General features: G+C 64.6%; 12 protein-coding genes. 7 read left to right on the top strand and 5 right to left on the bottom strand.

What is annotated here, in order from left to right:
* Window positions 1-178 precede the first annotated feature (178 nt).
* From ftsH to groL, 5 genes are all read left to right on the top strand, one after another.
* Window positions 179-2,230 carry an ATP-dependent zinc metalloprotease FtsH gene (ftsH, locus tag NCW75_00435; protein UYV12772.1) on the top strand — a complete coding sequence of 684 codons (2,052 nt, stop codon included), beginning with the start codon at window positions 179-181 and terminating at the stop codon, window positions 2,228-2,230.
* A 228-nt stretch (window positions 2,231-2,458) separates the two neighbouring features.
* Window positions 2,459-2,938, top strand: a complete 480-nt coding sequence (locus NCW75_00430) for a hypothetical protein (protein ID UYV12771.1) — start codon at window positions 2,459-2,461, stop codon at window positions 2,936-2,938.
* A 134-nt stretch (window positions 2,939-3,072) separates the two neighbouring features.
* Window positions 3,073-3,393 carry a co-chaperone GroES gene (locus tag NCW75_00425; GenBank protein UYV12770.1) on the top strand — a complete coding sequence of 107 codons (321 nt, stop codon included), beginning with the start codon at window positions 3,073-3,075 and terminating at the stop codon, window positions 3,391-3,393.
* A gap of 32 nt (window positions 3,394-3,425) precedes the next feature.
* Window positions 3,426-3,659: a hypothetical protein gene (locus tag NCW75_00420; protein UYV12769.1), complete on the top strand. Its 234-nt coding sequence runs from the start codon at window positions 3,426-3,428 to the stop codon at window positions 3,657-3,659.
* 139 nt (window positions 3,660-3,798) lie between these two features.
* Window positions 3,799-5,430: a chaperonin GroEL gene (gene groL, locus NCW75_00415; protein UYV12768.1), complete on the top strand. Its 1,632-nt coding sequence runs from the start codon at window positions 3,799-3,801 to the stop codon at window positions 5,428-5,430.
* Between the two features lie 37 nt (window positions 5,431-5,467).
* Here groL and NCW75_00410 read toward each other — a convergent pair whose 3' ends face one another.
* From NCW75_00410 to NCW75_00395, 4 genes are all read right to left on the bottom strand, one after another.
* Window positions 5,468-6,622 carry a hypothetical protein gene (locus NCW75_00410; GenBank protein ID UYV12767.1) on the bottom strand — a complete coding sequence of 385 codons (1,155 nt, stop codon included), beginning with the start codon at window positions 6,620-6,622 and terminating at the stop codon, window positions 5,468-5,470.
* Between the two features lie 416 nt (window positions 6,623-7,038).
* Window positions 7,039-7,284, bottom strand: a complete 246-nt coding sequence (locus tag NCW75_00405; GenBank protein ID UYV12766.1) for a hypothetical protein — start codon at window positions 7,282-7,284, stop codon at window positions 7,039-7,041.
* A 581-nt stretch (window positions 7,285-7,865) separates the two neighbouring features.
* Window positions 7,866-8,336, bottom strand: coding sequence for a transposase (locus NCW75_00400; protein UYV12765.1), 471 nt, complete (start codon window positions 8,334-8,336; stop codon window positions 7,866-7,868).
* Between the two features lie 84 nt (window positions 8,337-8,420).
* Window positions 8,421-9,041, bottom strand: coding sequence for a Fe(2+)-trafficking protein (locus NCW75_00395; GenBank protein ID UYV12764.1), 621 nt, complete (start codon window positions 9,039-9,041; stop codon window positions 8,421-8,423).
* Between the two features lie 149 nt (window positions 9,042-9,190).
* On the opposite strand from NCW75_00395, the gene NCW75_00390 reads away from it, so the two are divergent.
* Together NCW75_00390 and NCW75_00385 are read left to right on the top strand one after the other, a co-directional pair.
* Window positions 9,191-11,512, top strand: a complete 2,322-nt coding sequence (locus NCW75_00390) for a DUF1028 domain-containing protein (protein UYV12763.1) — start codon at window positions 9,191-9,193, stop codon at window positions 11,510-11,512.
* 23 nt (window positions 11,513-11,535) lie between these two features.
* Window positions 11,536-12,267 carry a hypothetical protein gene (locus NCW75_00385; GenBank protein UYV12762.1) on the top strand — a complete coding sequence of 244 codons (732 nt, stop codon included), beginning with the start codon at window positions 11,536-11,538 and terminating at the stop codon, window positions 12,265-12,267.
* Window position 12,268: 1 nt separating this feature from the next.
* Here NCW75_00385 and NCW75_00380 read toward each other — a convergent pair whose 3' ends face one another.
* Entirely contained in the window at window positions 12,269-13,468 is a 1,200-nt protein-coding gene (locus tag NCW75_00380) for an acetyl-CoA C-acyltransferase (GenBank protein ID UYV12761.1), read from the bottom strand.
* Between the last annotated feature and the right edge of the window lie 95 nt (window positions 13,469-13,563).

The following is a 13,563-nucleotide window of genomic DNA, read 5'->3' as shown; positions in this document are numbered from 1 at the left end:
CACGCTTGCCACGGGGGCTCGGAATGCTGCCAGAGCCGGGCAGGTTGGTGTTGTTGGCAACCCTTGGCGGCGGCAGATGGCGCCAGACGGTCTCTAGGATGACCGCCGGTCGGGCCGATGCTCGGGGCAGGAACAGGAACGATGGCGGCCGGCGAGTGTCGGCACCCGCGGAGTGTGCATGCGTCCATTTGCGATGAGCCAGCAAGACCAGAACCCAAAGCAGCCCCCCAATGGGAAGGGCGGACCCGAAGGCGGGCCGGGTGGCAAGCGGCCCGGGCAGCAGCCTGCCGGCCCGGCCATGCCCCAGGGGCGGATCATGATCCTCGTGGTGGCCCTGGTGCTGCTAGGGGTGATGGTCATGTTCATGCTGCAGAGCGGGCGGGGCGAGCAGATCACCCTCCAGCAGTTCTACAGCCTGTACGACGCGGGCCAGATCGAATCCGAAAGCGTGGTGATCTCGGACTCGGCCGTGCGTGCCGTCCGGCTCGACGGGCCCGACAGCAGCGATCGCACGACGGTGCGCATCGACATCAACGCGACCACGCGCGAGACCATCGGCCGCCAGATCCTCGACAAAACAGGGCTGAGCGCGAAGAGCCAACCGAGCAGCAATTGGCCCGTCTACCTCATGCTGGGCCTGCCGATCGTGCTGTTCGTCTTCCTGATCTTCATCTTCCTGCGCAGCCTGCGCGGGGCCGCGGGCGGGGCGGGCATGCTGGGCAGCTTTGGCAAGAGCCGGCACAAGGTCTTCAACAAGGAGATGACCGGCGTCAACTTCAAGGACGTGGCCGGCATCGACGAGGCCAAGGACGAGGTCTCGGAGATCATCGAATTCCTCAAGACGCCCAAGAAGTTCACAAAGCTGGGCGGGCGCATCCCGCGCGGCGTGCTGCTCAACGGGCCTCCCGGCTGCGGTAAGACGTTGCTGGCCAAGGCCATCGCGGGCGAGGCCGACGTGCCGTTCTTCAGCATCTCGGGCAGCGACTTCGTAGAGATGTTCGTGGGCGTGGGTGCCAGCCGCGTACGCGACCTGTTCAAGCAGGCCAAGGACAACTCGCCGTGCCTGATCTTCCTTGATGAAATCGACGCGGTCGGCCGCCGGCGTGGCGGGGGATACAGCTCGGGCGGGCACGACGAGCGTGAGCAGACGCTCAACGCCATCCTCGTCGAGATGGACGGCTTCAACGCCACCGACGGCGTGATCGTGATCGCGGCCACCAACCGGGCCGACGTGCTCGATCCGGCCCTGGTGCGGCCGGGCCGTTTCGATCGCCAGATCTCGGTGAGTTTGCCTGACCTGAAGGGTCGGCTCGAGATCTTGAGCGTGCACGCCAAGAAGGTGAAGCTCGGGCCCGACGTCGACCTCGAGAAGATCGCGCGCGGCACGCCCATGTTCAGTGGTGCCGATCTTGCGGCCATTACGAACGAGGCGGCCATCATGGCCACCATGGAAGACAAGGACTTCGTTGAGCACGAGGACCTGGAGGAGGCCCGCGACAAGGTGAAGTTCGGCCGCGCCGGTAAGAGCCGCGTCCGCGAGAAGGACGAGAACAAGCTCGTCGCCTACCACGAGGCCGGGCACGCCGTGCTGCAGGCGTTGCTGCCCGACGGCGACCCGCTGCACAAGGTGACCATCATCCCGCGTGGTGGCATGGGCGGGGCGACCTTCAGCCTGCCCGAAAAGGACCGCATGGGCTACGGGCTCAAGTGGATCCTGGCCACGCTCAAGGTCATGTGCGGCGGACGGATCGCCGAGGCGCGCGCGATGGGCGACATGTCCAGCGGCGCGAGCGGGGATATCTCGCAAGCCACCGAGCTGGCGCGCACCATGGTCACCGATTGGGGCATGAGCGACAAGCTCGGCTTCCTGCGATACTCCGGCAGCGACACCCGCGATAGCTTCGTCCCCGACAAGGCGTACGGCGACCGCACGGCCGACCTGATCGACCAGGAGGTCCGCCGGATCGTCGACGAGGCCTACGCCGAAGCCAACACCATGCTCGAACAGAACTGGGCCAAGGTGGAAGCCGTGGCCGAGGCGCTGCTGAAGCACGAGACGCTGACGGCCGAGGAGGTCCACCTGCTGATCGGCGGCGGCTCGCTCAACAAGGCGTCGGTCTCGGACCTGCTGCTGGCCGAGCGGGACCGCAAGCCCAAGGCCCCCGAGCCCCAACGCGACGACGAACAGGGGCCGGAGTTGGCGGGTGGGATGTCGCCCAGCCCGGCGTAGATCTGATCCACAACGAGGCCCTGGCGCGAGCCTGGGCTCTTGGGTGCTCCAGGAGCCCAGGCTCGCGCCAGGGCCTCGTTTTTTTGGGACTCAACACGAACACCTGCCAAGTTGACACCTCTGGGGTGACTGGCGTGAGTGCTGGCAGCGCCATGGGCACGCTTGCGGTGGTCTGGTGGGGGTGGATTCGCCCCCATCAACAGGCACGCGGCTTGTAAGCAGCAGGGCGTGGTTCCATCGCCATCCAACCCGACCAGTTCCAGCCAGCCTCGGCTGAACCTGCTGCTGAGCGATGCCAGCCGGCCCGACCAGTCTTGGGCCGATCGGCTGCCCTCGCTGCTCGAGCCCATGGGCGTCCGCACGATGCGGGCCCACTCGGGGACGGAGGCCACCAAGGTCATCTCCATGATGCCCATCCACATGGCCGTGGTCGACCTGGCGTTGCCCATGGACACCGGCTCGGCCGAGGACGGCGGGCTGCGGCTGCTGGAACTGCTCCAGCGGACCGAGAGCCGCCCGCCGACGATCGTGATCCGCCGGGCGAGGACGGCCCGGGAGGCCAGCCGCGAGTCGATGCGGGCGTTGCTCGCCGACGCGTTCGCGGTTGTCGATCGCCCGAGCCACCACCGGGACGTCGAGCTGTTATTGGAGGTGCTGCGCCGCGTCCTGGCGCGCCACTATCGGGGCCAGTGGCCCGAGGCAACATGAACAACCGGCACGCGCCGGTGGCCGATCGCCGTGGAGGGCGGGGCGGCCACCGGGGCGAACGCCCTTGGATCGATTCGAGACACACACACCCAGCGCCCAAATGGATTGGGCCTTTTGCAGAGGAGCGATGCACGATGGCCGCGACCAAGACCCGCAAGAAACTGAACATCCGCCCGCTGCACGACAAGATCATCGTGCGGCGTGACGAGGCCGAGACCCAGACCGCCTCGGGCATCTTCCTGCCCGAGACCAGCAAGGACCGCCCCAAGACCGGCGTGATCGAGGCCGTCGGCGACGGCGCGCTCAACACCGAGACCGGTGATCGCGTGGCCCTGGAGGTCAAAAAGGGCGACCGCATCATCTTCAGCAGCTACTCGGGCACCGAGGTCAAGCTCGACGGCGACGAGCTGCTGATCATGACCGAGGCGGACGTGCTGGCGGTGCTCGAGGGCTGATTCGATAGCCCACGGCGGAAGGGGCGGTCCTCATGACCACCGACGAGCTGCGCGCAGCACTCAAGGAACTGACCGGCGGGCGTGACGCCACGTTCGCCTTTACCCATACCGGCGAGCAGGCGTCCCTGCTGCTGGTGCCAAACGCGATGCTCGTGCCCGAGGAGGGCGACCACATGGTCAAGGTCACCGACGGGCAGAACATCGCCATCATCGACGCCGCGAGCGTCGCGTGGGTGCGGATCGGTCCGCCCCAGCTCAACAAGTAAGAATTTTTACCACAGAGGCACAGAGGCGCAGAGAAGAGAGGGGATCGGGTAGGGAGAAGAGAGAAAGAGAGATTCGGTCCTATCTTCGCTCTGTGCCTCTGCGCCTCTGTGGTAATCTCGATTCAAAAGGAACAGCACCATGGCAGCAAAAGACATCGCCTACGACAACGACGCGCGCGAGCGGATCCTCCGCGGCGTGCAGAAACTCGCCCAGGCCGTCAAGGTCACCCTGGGCCCCTCGGGCCGCGTGGTGGTCATCCAGAAGTCCTTCGGCGCCCCCACCGTCACCAAGGACGGCGTGACGGTCGCCAAGGAAGTCGAGCTGGACGACCCCTACGAGAACATGGGCGCCCAGATGGTCAAGAGCGTCGCCAGCAAGTCCAGCAAGGACGCCGGCGACGGCACCACCACCGCCACCATTTATGCCGAGGCCATCTATAGCGAGGGCCTGAAGAACATCACCGCCGGCGCCAACGCCAACGAGGTGAAGCGCGGCATCGAGAAGGCCGTCGCCGCCATCGTCGACGAACTCAAGAACATGTCCAAGAAGGTCTCCAGCAGCAAGGAGATCGCCCAAGTGGGCACCTGCAGCGCCAACCAGGATGCCGAGATCGGCGACATCATCGCCAAGGCGATGGACAAGGTCGGCAAGGACGGCGTCATCACCGTCGAGGAGGGCCGCAGCCTCGAGACCGAGGTCGAGCTGCTCGAGGGCATGCAGTTCGACAAGGGCTACCTGAGCCCCCACTTCGTCACAGACGCGGCCAACATGGAGTGCGTGCTCGAGGACTGCTACGTCCTCATCCACGAGAAGAAGCTCAGCAACGCCAAGGACCTCGTCCCCATCCTGGGCAAGGTCGCCGAGAGCGGCAAGAGCCTGCTCATCATCGCCGAGGACGTCGACAGCGACGCCCTAGCGATGCTGGTGGTCAACAAGCTGCGCGGCGTGCTGAAGGTCGTGGCCGTCAAGGCGCCCGGCTTCGGCGACCGCCGCAAGGCCATGCTCGACGACATCGCCGTCCTCACCGGCGGCACGGCCGTGATGGAAGAGCTGGCCATCGACATGGAGAAGCTCGAGTTGCGCGAGCTGGGCCGGGCCAAGAAGGTCATCATCGACAAGGACAACACGACCATCATCGAGGGCGCCGGCAAGAGCGCCGACATCAAGGGCCGGATCGACCAGATCCGCCACCAGGTCGAGGCCGCCAGCAGCGACTACGACCGCGAGAAGCTCGAGGAGCGGCTGGCCAAGCTGGCCGGCGGCGTCGCCCAGATCAACGTCGGGGCGGCCACCGAGGTCGAGATGAAGGAGAAGAAGGCCCGCGTCGAGGACGCCCTGCACGCCAGCCGGGCGGCCGTCGAAGAGGGCATCCTGCCCGGCGGCGGCACCGCCGTGCTCCGCGCCCGCAAGAAGCTCGAGGCCCTGCGTAAGAAGCTGGGCGGCGACGAAGGGCTTGGCGTCGACATCGTCTGGCGTGCCGTCAGCGCCCCCATCAAGCAGATCGCCAAGAACTGCGACCTGGAGGGCTCGCTCATCGCCAGCAAGGTCGAGGAGAGCAGCGACGCGAGCTTCGGCTTCAACGCCCTGACCCGCGAGTACGGCGACCTGGTCAAGATGGGCGTCATCGTGCCGACCAAGGTCGAGCGCGTGGCCCTTGAGAACGCCGCGAGCGTCGCCGGCCTGCTGCTGACCACCGAGGCCGCGGTGGTGGAGCGGAAGGAGAAGAAGGCGAAGGTGCCGATGGCGGGTGGGGATGATTTTGATTATTGATTGAAGCGGCTAACCACTCTCTTAAGGAGCACCGGCATTACCTCTGCCGGTGCTTTTTATTTGTCGATACATGTATACGATACCATGTCAATGGATCCTCGTCGGGATGTTCAGCTAGAAATCGTCTCACTTTGTCGAGCACCTTGTGGTGAAAACCAACTTGTTTCATACCAGACCCAGCGGGGCCGTGTCGATAGCACATCGATTCATCATCATGGACATTCAACTCACGCATAATCCCAGTAAGCACCGATGTTGATATCTTCAGTTTTTGGGCAACTTGCGTATGGGTCAACTGAAAATCATCTGCCGGATTGATGCGCCTATATGCCACAGCAGGTGCACTGCCATCTACCTCGATTCCTGAAACCCCAGGATTCTTCTTTCCAACGAGGCTCACACTCAGAGTTGGGCCGGTTCCCTCCATGGTGATTTGGATCGCGGAGCACATCGGCAAATGATCTTCGAGCGGCTCTTGCCGATCAACCGCCCTCACGATCGCATCAACTTGCTTCTTTCGGGCCCCTGGCAACAACTCGTCTTCGGGCCGATCCTGACCGAGAACCAACTCCAAGTCTGCAAGCGATCGTGCGGCATTTCTTGCCGCCTGAGCCTCGCCAGCCTTGGATAGGGCATATATCTGGGAGCGTTTTCGATCCAACAGTACACCAATATCCACAAGCGGCACAGTGCAAATAGGCAGCACTCTCGATTCGATTCGATCAGCCAGCCGCTCAAAGAAAACATCATCTAGAACCTTGTCGAAAAGCTCGACCCCCGTTTTTGCAAGAAGGTATAGCTCTGCTTCATCCAAAACAACAAGGTCGTGGTATGCGCCGCCACGTACATTCTTCAACCATTGCAAATATTTCCAATCTTGATATGAGATAAACTTGGCAGAATCTTTTGTATGGGCAATCTTGCTTGCACGATCGAACGAGATTGTCTGCTCCCGACTCGATTCCTTAATAGGCTCGCCGTATTGGATGAGGGACGCCTTGAGCAATTGTTCAAACGCCCAATGCAACTGAACCAACACAGTGTCCATTCTCAAATGGGCACTACTAGCGTTAAATGTATCAATTGTTAACCGCAATGCACAAATAGATTTTTCTAGATGTGGCCTGGCATTCTTCTTGATTCGACTCTTTGCGATACGAAGCATGGCGACCCAAAACTGATTCTCATTCAATTTGCGTTTCGTGCGCTGATTGTAATTGCGAAACGCTGAGTCGAATGTCGAGCTATACGGCAGTCTGTCAACCGCGCCTCGGCTTCGCGGCATAACGGACCGGAGCGCCTCTCTGTCTATTACTACGTCGGCTGCGAGGCCACTAGCATGTCTGCGCCTAGCGGCACCATCTCCGCCAGCTTTTCGAACAGCTAGGACGACGTGCCAGAACTCAGATCGATTCCACGAACTCAATCGGCCGGTATTAAAGACTGCACGACAACGATCAAATTGATCTGTGTACGGCCAGGAATCTGTGGGCATTTCGGTGTCGTCAATAATCTGACGAACCAGCTTCCGATCGTCGGGCGAGTACTTTCTAGCCATGAATCGGACTATAGCCTGAATCAGCCAATGTAGGTATAGTTCCTAGTCGCTCACACCACCCCACCCCCCTCAAACACCCTCCCCAGCCCCACACCCCCCACCACGCACACCGCGGCCAGGCCCAGTTGGGCCAGCACGCCGTGCGCGAGCATGGGCAGCACGCACATCGCCAGGCCGGCGACGAGGATGGCCGGGCGCTCGGCCTTCTTGCCATAGATGAACAGGGCCATGCCCAGCAGGCCCACGAACAGGGCGACGGCGATCTCGGGGGTGGACATCGAGTTGAACAGTGGCATGCCCTGGTAATCGGACCGAAGGCAACGGGACTTGACCGCGGGGCCACGCGGCGGCCCTCCCGGTCAGCGCCGGAGCCATCTTCTTGAGGAGGAACGCCGCTCTGGACTCGACCGGAGCCATGGTTCTCGAGAGGAAAGCCCCTCCGGTCTGGACGGGAGCCATCTTCCCCGAGAGGAATGCCCCTCCGGTCTGGACGGGAGCCATCTTCCTCGAGAGGAATGCCTCTCCGGTCTAGACGGGAGCCATTTTCTTCGAGAGGAAAATCATTTCCGAGCGAAAGAAAACCGTACCCGAAGGTTACGGGGTTGTTTTCTGTTCGTATCGATCCGGCGAATGTTTGGGTTGATGGTCGGGCTGATGGCCTTGGGGGCCTGGCACCCACGCCCACCAAACGACCAGGGCCGCTCCCCCCAACTGGGCAAAAGGGAAGCGGCCCCGCCGTTCGGAAAAATATCTTGGGCACTATGACAAACAAGAATGCCCGTGCCCCCGATATCGGGCGTGGGGCGGGCGTAGTTGAGTGTGAACGAGCCCCTCGCGCGAGCGAGGGGAATGGACGCCCGAAGGCCACCCGTGCCCACTACTGATGATTGCGTACGTAGTCGACCGCCGCGAGCCGGGACGCCTCGGTGTTGATGTATCGCGTGCTGGCCATCTTCGTCCACACACGCTTGCGCGTCCCGATCGCCCCGCTCTCGCGAAGCCGACGCGTCGCCCACGACTTGAGCTGCGCGACGACGACCGCGGGCGCGTGGCTCGGCGCGGCGATGACGACGTGGACGTGGTTCGAGCGGACATTGAGCGCGTCGATGCGCCAGCCGCGCAGCCTGGCGTGGTCCTCGATCGCCCTCGTCACCAGTTCTCGCATCTGCCCATCCAGCACGAACGGGCCCTCCGCCATCGACACGGCGACACGCGCTTCGCGTGATGGGTCGGGGAGCAGGGCGTCGGTGCCGGGCGTGTTGTGGGCGTCGTCGACGCTTCCTCGTTCGTCGCCGTGGACCCGGGTGCCGTAGGTGGTCCAGGTGAGGAGGTAGGCGAGGAGGGGCATCTTCGAGTGTTGGACGCGTGGGGTGCTTGGGGGTCTATTCCCCTCGCTTGCGCGAGGGGCTCGTTGACTCGGTTGTGTCGTTCTTTACTGGCTCTTGGCCAGCACCGCCTCGTCGACGCCCAGGTACTCGTACATGTGCTGGTCGTAGGCCTCGGCGTCGGCGTCCTGGCTCAGGTCCAGGCGCAGCTCGTTGATGACCTTCGTCCCCTGGCCGATCCAGGCGTCCCAGGTCTCCTTGCTGATGTTCTCGTAGATCCACTGGCCCACGGGGCCCTTGAAGGGCGGGCGCGGGAGCTGGTGGCCGCGCTTGCCGGTGCGCTGGCAGATGAAGTCGCCCTGGTCGAGCTCGGCGGCGGTGGGCTGCTTGGTTTGGACCTCGGGCACGGGGGCGCCGAGTTCTTCGAGCAGGGCCTTCATGGCGTTGGCGGGCATGCGGTCGCCGCGTTCGGTGGCGCTCTTGAAGCCGGTGGTGATGAGCTCGATGGCCTCTTCCTTGAGCTCGGCGGCCACGAGCTGCTCGCCGGCGAGCTGGTAGGCCTTGCTCATGGCGGGGTTGAGCTCGATGCAGCGCATGTAGCTGGCGGCGGCGTCTGCGGGCCTCTCGGCCTGGGCGTAGGCACCCGCGAGCGAGAAGTGGGCCATGTCGTTGTCGGGGTCCTCGCGGCACATGTTCTCGAACTGGGCGATGCGGGTCTCAAGGTCCATGGTGCCTCCTGGGGCGTGTTGAAGGGCCCAAAGAGGATGGTATGGGGCGGGCCGGATGCGGGGAATCGCCCTTGGCTCCGGTGCGGGTTTGTGGTAGGCTGTGGTGACAAGACCAACTGCCCGGGACTTCCACCCGCAGGAGCCTCAATATGCGTGGTTATCGAACCCTTGCCGCTGTCTCTGCCGCCGCCCTCCTGAGTGCCGCCGGGACGGCCCAAGCCACCTGGTCCATCCTGCTGGTGGACACCCGCACGGGCGAGATCGCCCTGGGCAGCGCCACGTGCCTGACCAGCTTCGACCTGCGGGCCAACACGCCGGTGATCATCACGGGCGTCGGGGCGGCGACGGCCCAGAGCTTCGTGGACTCGTCGGGGCGCAATCGCGTGCGCATCCGCGATGGGCTGGCGCTGGGACTCACGCCCTCCGAGATCCTGGCCGACCTCTCGACCTTCGACTCCGGCCACCAGACGCGGCAGTATGGCATCGTCGACACCACGGGGCTGGCCGCGACGTTCAGCGGCACGGGTGCGGGCGCGTGGGCGGGTGGGACGACCGGTGAGATCGACGGCGTGATCTACGCCGTGCAGGGCAACCTGCTGACCGGGCCGGCGGTGGTCGACGACGCGGTGGCGGCGATCATCACGACGCCGGGCGACCTGGCCGAGAAGCTGATGGCGGGGATGGAAGCGGCCCAGGCCAAGGGCGGCGATGCGCGGTGCTCGTGTACGCCGCTGCCGATCCCGTGTGGTACGCCGCCGGCGGGATTCCTCAAGAGCGCGGATATCGGGTACATGATGATCGCGCGCACGGGCGACACCGACGCGTGCAACGGCATCTACCAGGCCGACCCGCCCGTGCGCGACGTGGCGATCGGCGACACGCACGGCGACGGGCTGCCCGACGTGCTGGTGGCCGACCAGCTCGGCGACCGCATCGCGACGCGCGCCAACGCGGGCGGCGTGCTGGGCGACATGCCCGTGCTGCTGGATCCGACCTTCGACACGCGCTTCGGCCGGGCCGAGCGGATATTGCTGCTCGACGTGACGGGCGATGGCGTGGACGACCTGATCGCCCACGACACCAACGCCGGCGCGATCGCGGTGGGCGTGGGTATCGGCGCGGGCGCTTTTGGCGAGCCGGTGCGCACGAGCATCGCCGCGGATGAGGGCGCGCTGCTGGCGATCGATCTAGACGGCGACGGCGGGCCGAGCGATCTGTTCGTGGGCGCTTCGAGCGGCGGGCAGGCGGCCGTGCTGCGCAACGATGGAGCCGGCGGCTTCACGGCCGAGTCGCTGATGTTCGCCGGCGATCCTCGGCAATGGGCCGTGGGCGACCTGGATGGCGACGGGCTGGACGACGTGGGCTACGTGACGGGCTCGGGGCTCGTCGTGGCGGTGCTCAACGACGGATCGGGCGGGCTCGCGCTCGGGCCCATCGGCAGCAGCAGCATCGACGCCTCGACGCTCAAGGCGGGCGACCTCGACGGCGATGGATCCGACGAGCTGGTGGGCATCAACCGCTCGTCGCGCGAGGCGGTGGTCGTGAGCCTTGGGGGCGGCGTGTTCACCGAGGTCACCGCCACGCTGCCGCGAACGCCCCACTCGGCGGCCATCGGCAGCGTGACCGAGGCTGGCACGGCGCAGTTCGTGGTGGGCGTCAGCGATACCGCGGCCGACCTGATGACCTTCCGCATCGACGGCGGCGCACTCACGCTGGTCGACACCACCGGCTCGGGCCTGCTGCCGCGCAACTTCGAGCTGGTCGACCTCACGGGCGACGGCTTCGACGAGCTGGTCGGCACGACCGGGAGCAACGTCTCGGTCATCGGCAATCAATCCGGCACGTTCGCCTCCGGCCCGGGCTGCGGCGCGGGCGACTACTTCATGAACTTCAACGTCGCGTTCCAGAGCCGCAGCGACCCCGATCCGGTGTTCCAGCTCCGAGATGATTTCGACGACTGGCGAAGCGACCTGGTTGGCCTGACCGACGGCGTGATGAGTTCGGCAACCCTCGACGACGACACGATCGCGCCGGGCGAGAGCACGACGCTGCGGATCGAGCTGCGCGATTGGCAGGGCGCGGTCGCGGACATGAGCACCGCCGTGCCGCGGGTCATCATCGGCGGGCCGCCCACGATCAGCCTGGGCACACCCGTGTCATTGGGCGGCGGCGTGTGGGAGGTCGACCTGATGGCCACCGCCGGCAGCGACGCGGGGACGGCCGAGGTCACGATCGTGATCGAAGACACGGGCGAGCGGCCGGTGACGCTGATGCCCCCGCCGGTGCTGGAGGTGGGCACCTCCTGCTACGCCGACCTGGACGGCGACGGCGAGCTGACGATCTTCGACTTCCTGGTGTTCCAGAACGCCTTCGACGCGGGCGACCTCATCGCGGATTGCGATGGGTCGGGGGCGCTGGACATCTTTGATTTTCTGTGTTTTCAGAATGCGTTTGGGGCGGGGTGCCCCTAGAGCCGGGGCCTACAATAAACTTAATGCCCACAACCTCCATAGTTGAGATTCTGAGTCTCACCTCGAATGCATTATCAATGTCGGTTGCAACACTGGCAACAGTTGCTGGTTCTGTCATTGCTACCGTCGCGCTCATCTGGACTATCTACTGGAATAAGAGCGAGCATGATGCCAAGCCACAGTTCTTCGTCACCACCGGCGACTGTGTGGATAGCGACCCTTTCCTTCAGCGTGTGCCGTATCGGATGTGGGTGAGGGTTGCCAATACCGGTAAGAGCACGCTCCTGCTGGATGGAGTTGCGTTGACAGGGGCAGCAACCGCCGATGACCCATTTCGACATGCGGTCAACGCAGAAAAGTCTCGCAAGGAAAACCAAGCGTTTCTCAAACAAATTGGTCGGGCACCGCCGCTTGCCGCAATTTCATCGGACAAGGCAATCGAAGTGCCCGCACAAGACTCCTACGTAGCAACACTTCCACTCTTCACATTCAAACTACTTGAGATTCCCGGTACTTACTGGGGAGTTGAAGTTATAAGCCGAACCGGTGAAGTGTGGCGAATTCCTGCAGCGCGTGTCGCGATGGGCGAGCGTGGATTGCCGAGATTCTTGCTCGACAACAGGCTGATCCCGGATGCACTCAAATTAAAATCTTGGTACAATCGGGAAATGAAATTGACTCTTGCAAGAATTCGCCGGCAAGCTCAGACAGAGCTCTATAACGAGTGGAAGGCAAAAGCGAGCAAAGCAGGCTAGCTCACACCGCCTCTACCACCATCGCCACGCTGTTCCCACCGCCCAGGCACAGCCCCGCCAGCCCGCGCTTGGCGCCGGTGCGATTCATCTGGTGGAGGAGGGTTGTCAGCACGCGGGTGCCACTGGCGCCGATGGGGTGGCCCAGGGCGACGCCGCCGCCGGCGACGTTAAGCTTGTCCTCGGGGATGCCCAGCTCCTTGATGTTGCTGAGCACCTGGGCGGCGAAGGCCTCGTTGAGCTCGAACAGGTCGATGTCGTCGATGGTCAGGCCGGCCTTCTTCAGCACGTTCTGCACGCCGGTGATCGGGGCGGCGAAGATGTCCTTGGGCGCCACGCCGCTTGTGGCGTAGGCGATGATCTTGGCCATGGGCTTGATGCCAAGCTCGCTGGCCTTGGCCTCGCTCATCACGATGGTGGCCGCCGCGCCGTCGTTGATCTGGCTCGCGTTGCCGGCGGTCACGGTGCCGGCCTTGTCGAAGGCGGGGCGCAGCTTCGAGAGGCCCTCGGCCGTACTGCCCGGGCGGATGCCCTCATCCGTCGAGCAACCACCCTCGGGGCCGGGCACCTTGCGGTTGCCCAGTTGCTCGCCGGTGAGCGCGACCATCTCGTCCTTGAACCAGCCCTCGCTGGTCGCCTTCTCGGCCCGCTGGTGGCTCTGGGCGGCGAAGCGATCCTGCTCCTCGCGGCTGATGTCGTACTTCTGGGCGATGTGGTCGGCGGCGTTGCCCATCATCCAGCACTCGAAGGCGCAGGTCAGGCCGTCGTGGGCCATGACGTCGACGAGCTTGGTGTCGCCGAACTTCACGCCCTGCCGCACGTGGGCGAAGTGGGGCGCGCCGGTCATGTTCTCCATGCCGCCGGCGACGACCACGTCGTTGTCGCCGGCCTTGATCGACTGGGCGGCCATCATGACGGCCTCGAGGCCCGAGCCGCAGACCTTGTTGATGGTCTTGGCGCTCAGGGTGTCGGGCAGGCCGGCCTCGAGCCCGGCCTGGCGGGCGGGGTTCTGGCCCAGCCCGGCCTGCAGCACGCAGCCCATGACGCACTCGTCGACCATGTCGCCCTTGAGGGCGGGGACGGCATCCATCGCGGCCTTGATGGCGTAGGCACCGAGCTGGGGCGCGGGCGTGCCGGCGAGGCTGCCAAAGAACTTGCCGATGGGGGTGCGCTTGGCGGCGACGATCACGGGTGTGTTGCTCATGCGGGCTTTCTCCGAGGGAAAGGCACGCCCAAGGCGATCGGACCTGGGGCGGCAGTGTTTGGGTATCGGCCGGATGCGGCAGGGCCGGGGGGAAA

It is taken from the genome of Phycisphaera sp., from assembly GCA_025916675.1.
In the GTDB taxonomy this organism is placed as follows: domain Bacteria; phylum Planctomycetota; class Phycisphaerae; order Phycisphaerales; family UBA1924; genus JAHCJI01.
The sequence above is the reverse complement of the archived record's forward strand: the minus strand, read 5'-3'. Positions and strand labels throughout refer to the sequence as shown.

Coding starts and splice junctions, on each gene's coding strand:
- ftsH (UYV12772.1), top strand. CDS start 179: ATGCGTCCATTTGCGATGAGCCAGCAAGACCAGAACCCAAAGCAGCCC.
- NCW75_00425 (UYV12770.1), top strand. CDS start 3,073: ATGGCCGCGACCAAGACCCGCAAGAAACTGAACATCCGCCCGCTGCAC.
- NCW75_00420 (UYV12769.1), top strand. CDS start 3,426: ATGACCACCGACGAGCTGCGCGCAGCACTCAAGGAACTGACCGGCGGG.
- groL (UYV12768.1), top strand. CDS start 3,799: ATGGCAGCAAAAGACATCGCCTACGACAACGACGCGCGCGAGCGGATC.
- NCW75_00405 (UYV12766.1), bottom strand. CDS start 7,284: ATGCCACTGTTCAACTCGATGTCCACCCCCGAGATCGCCGTCGCCCTG.
- NCW75_00400 (UYV12765.1), bottom strand. CDS start 8,336: ATGCCCCTCCTCGCCTACCTCCTCACCTGGACCACCTACGGCACCCGG.
- NCW75_00395 (UYV12764.1), bottom strand. CDS start 9,041: ATGGACCTTGAGACCCGCATCGCCCAGTTCGAGAACATGTGCCGCGAG.
- NCW75_00390 (UYV12763.1), top strand. CDS start 9,191: ATGCGTGGTTATCGAACCCTTGCCGCTGTCTCTGCCGCCGCCCTCCTG.
- NCW75_00385 (UYV12762.1), top strand. CDS start 11,536: ATGCCCACAACCTCCATAGTTGAGATTCTGAGTCTCACCTCGAATGCA.
- NCW75_00380 (UYV12761.1), bottom strand. CDS start 13,468: ATGAGCAACACACCCGTGATCGTCGCCGCCAAGCGCACCCCCATCGGC.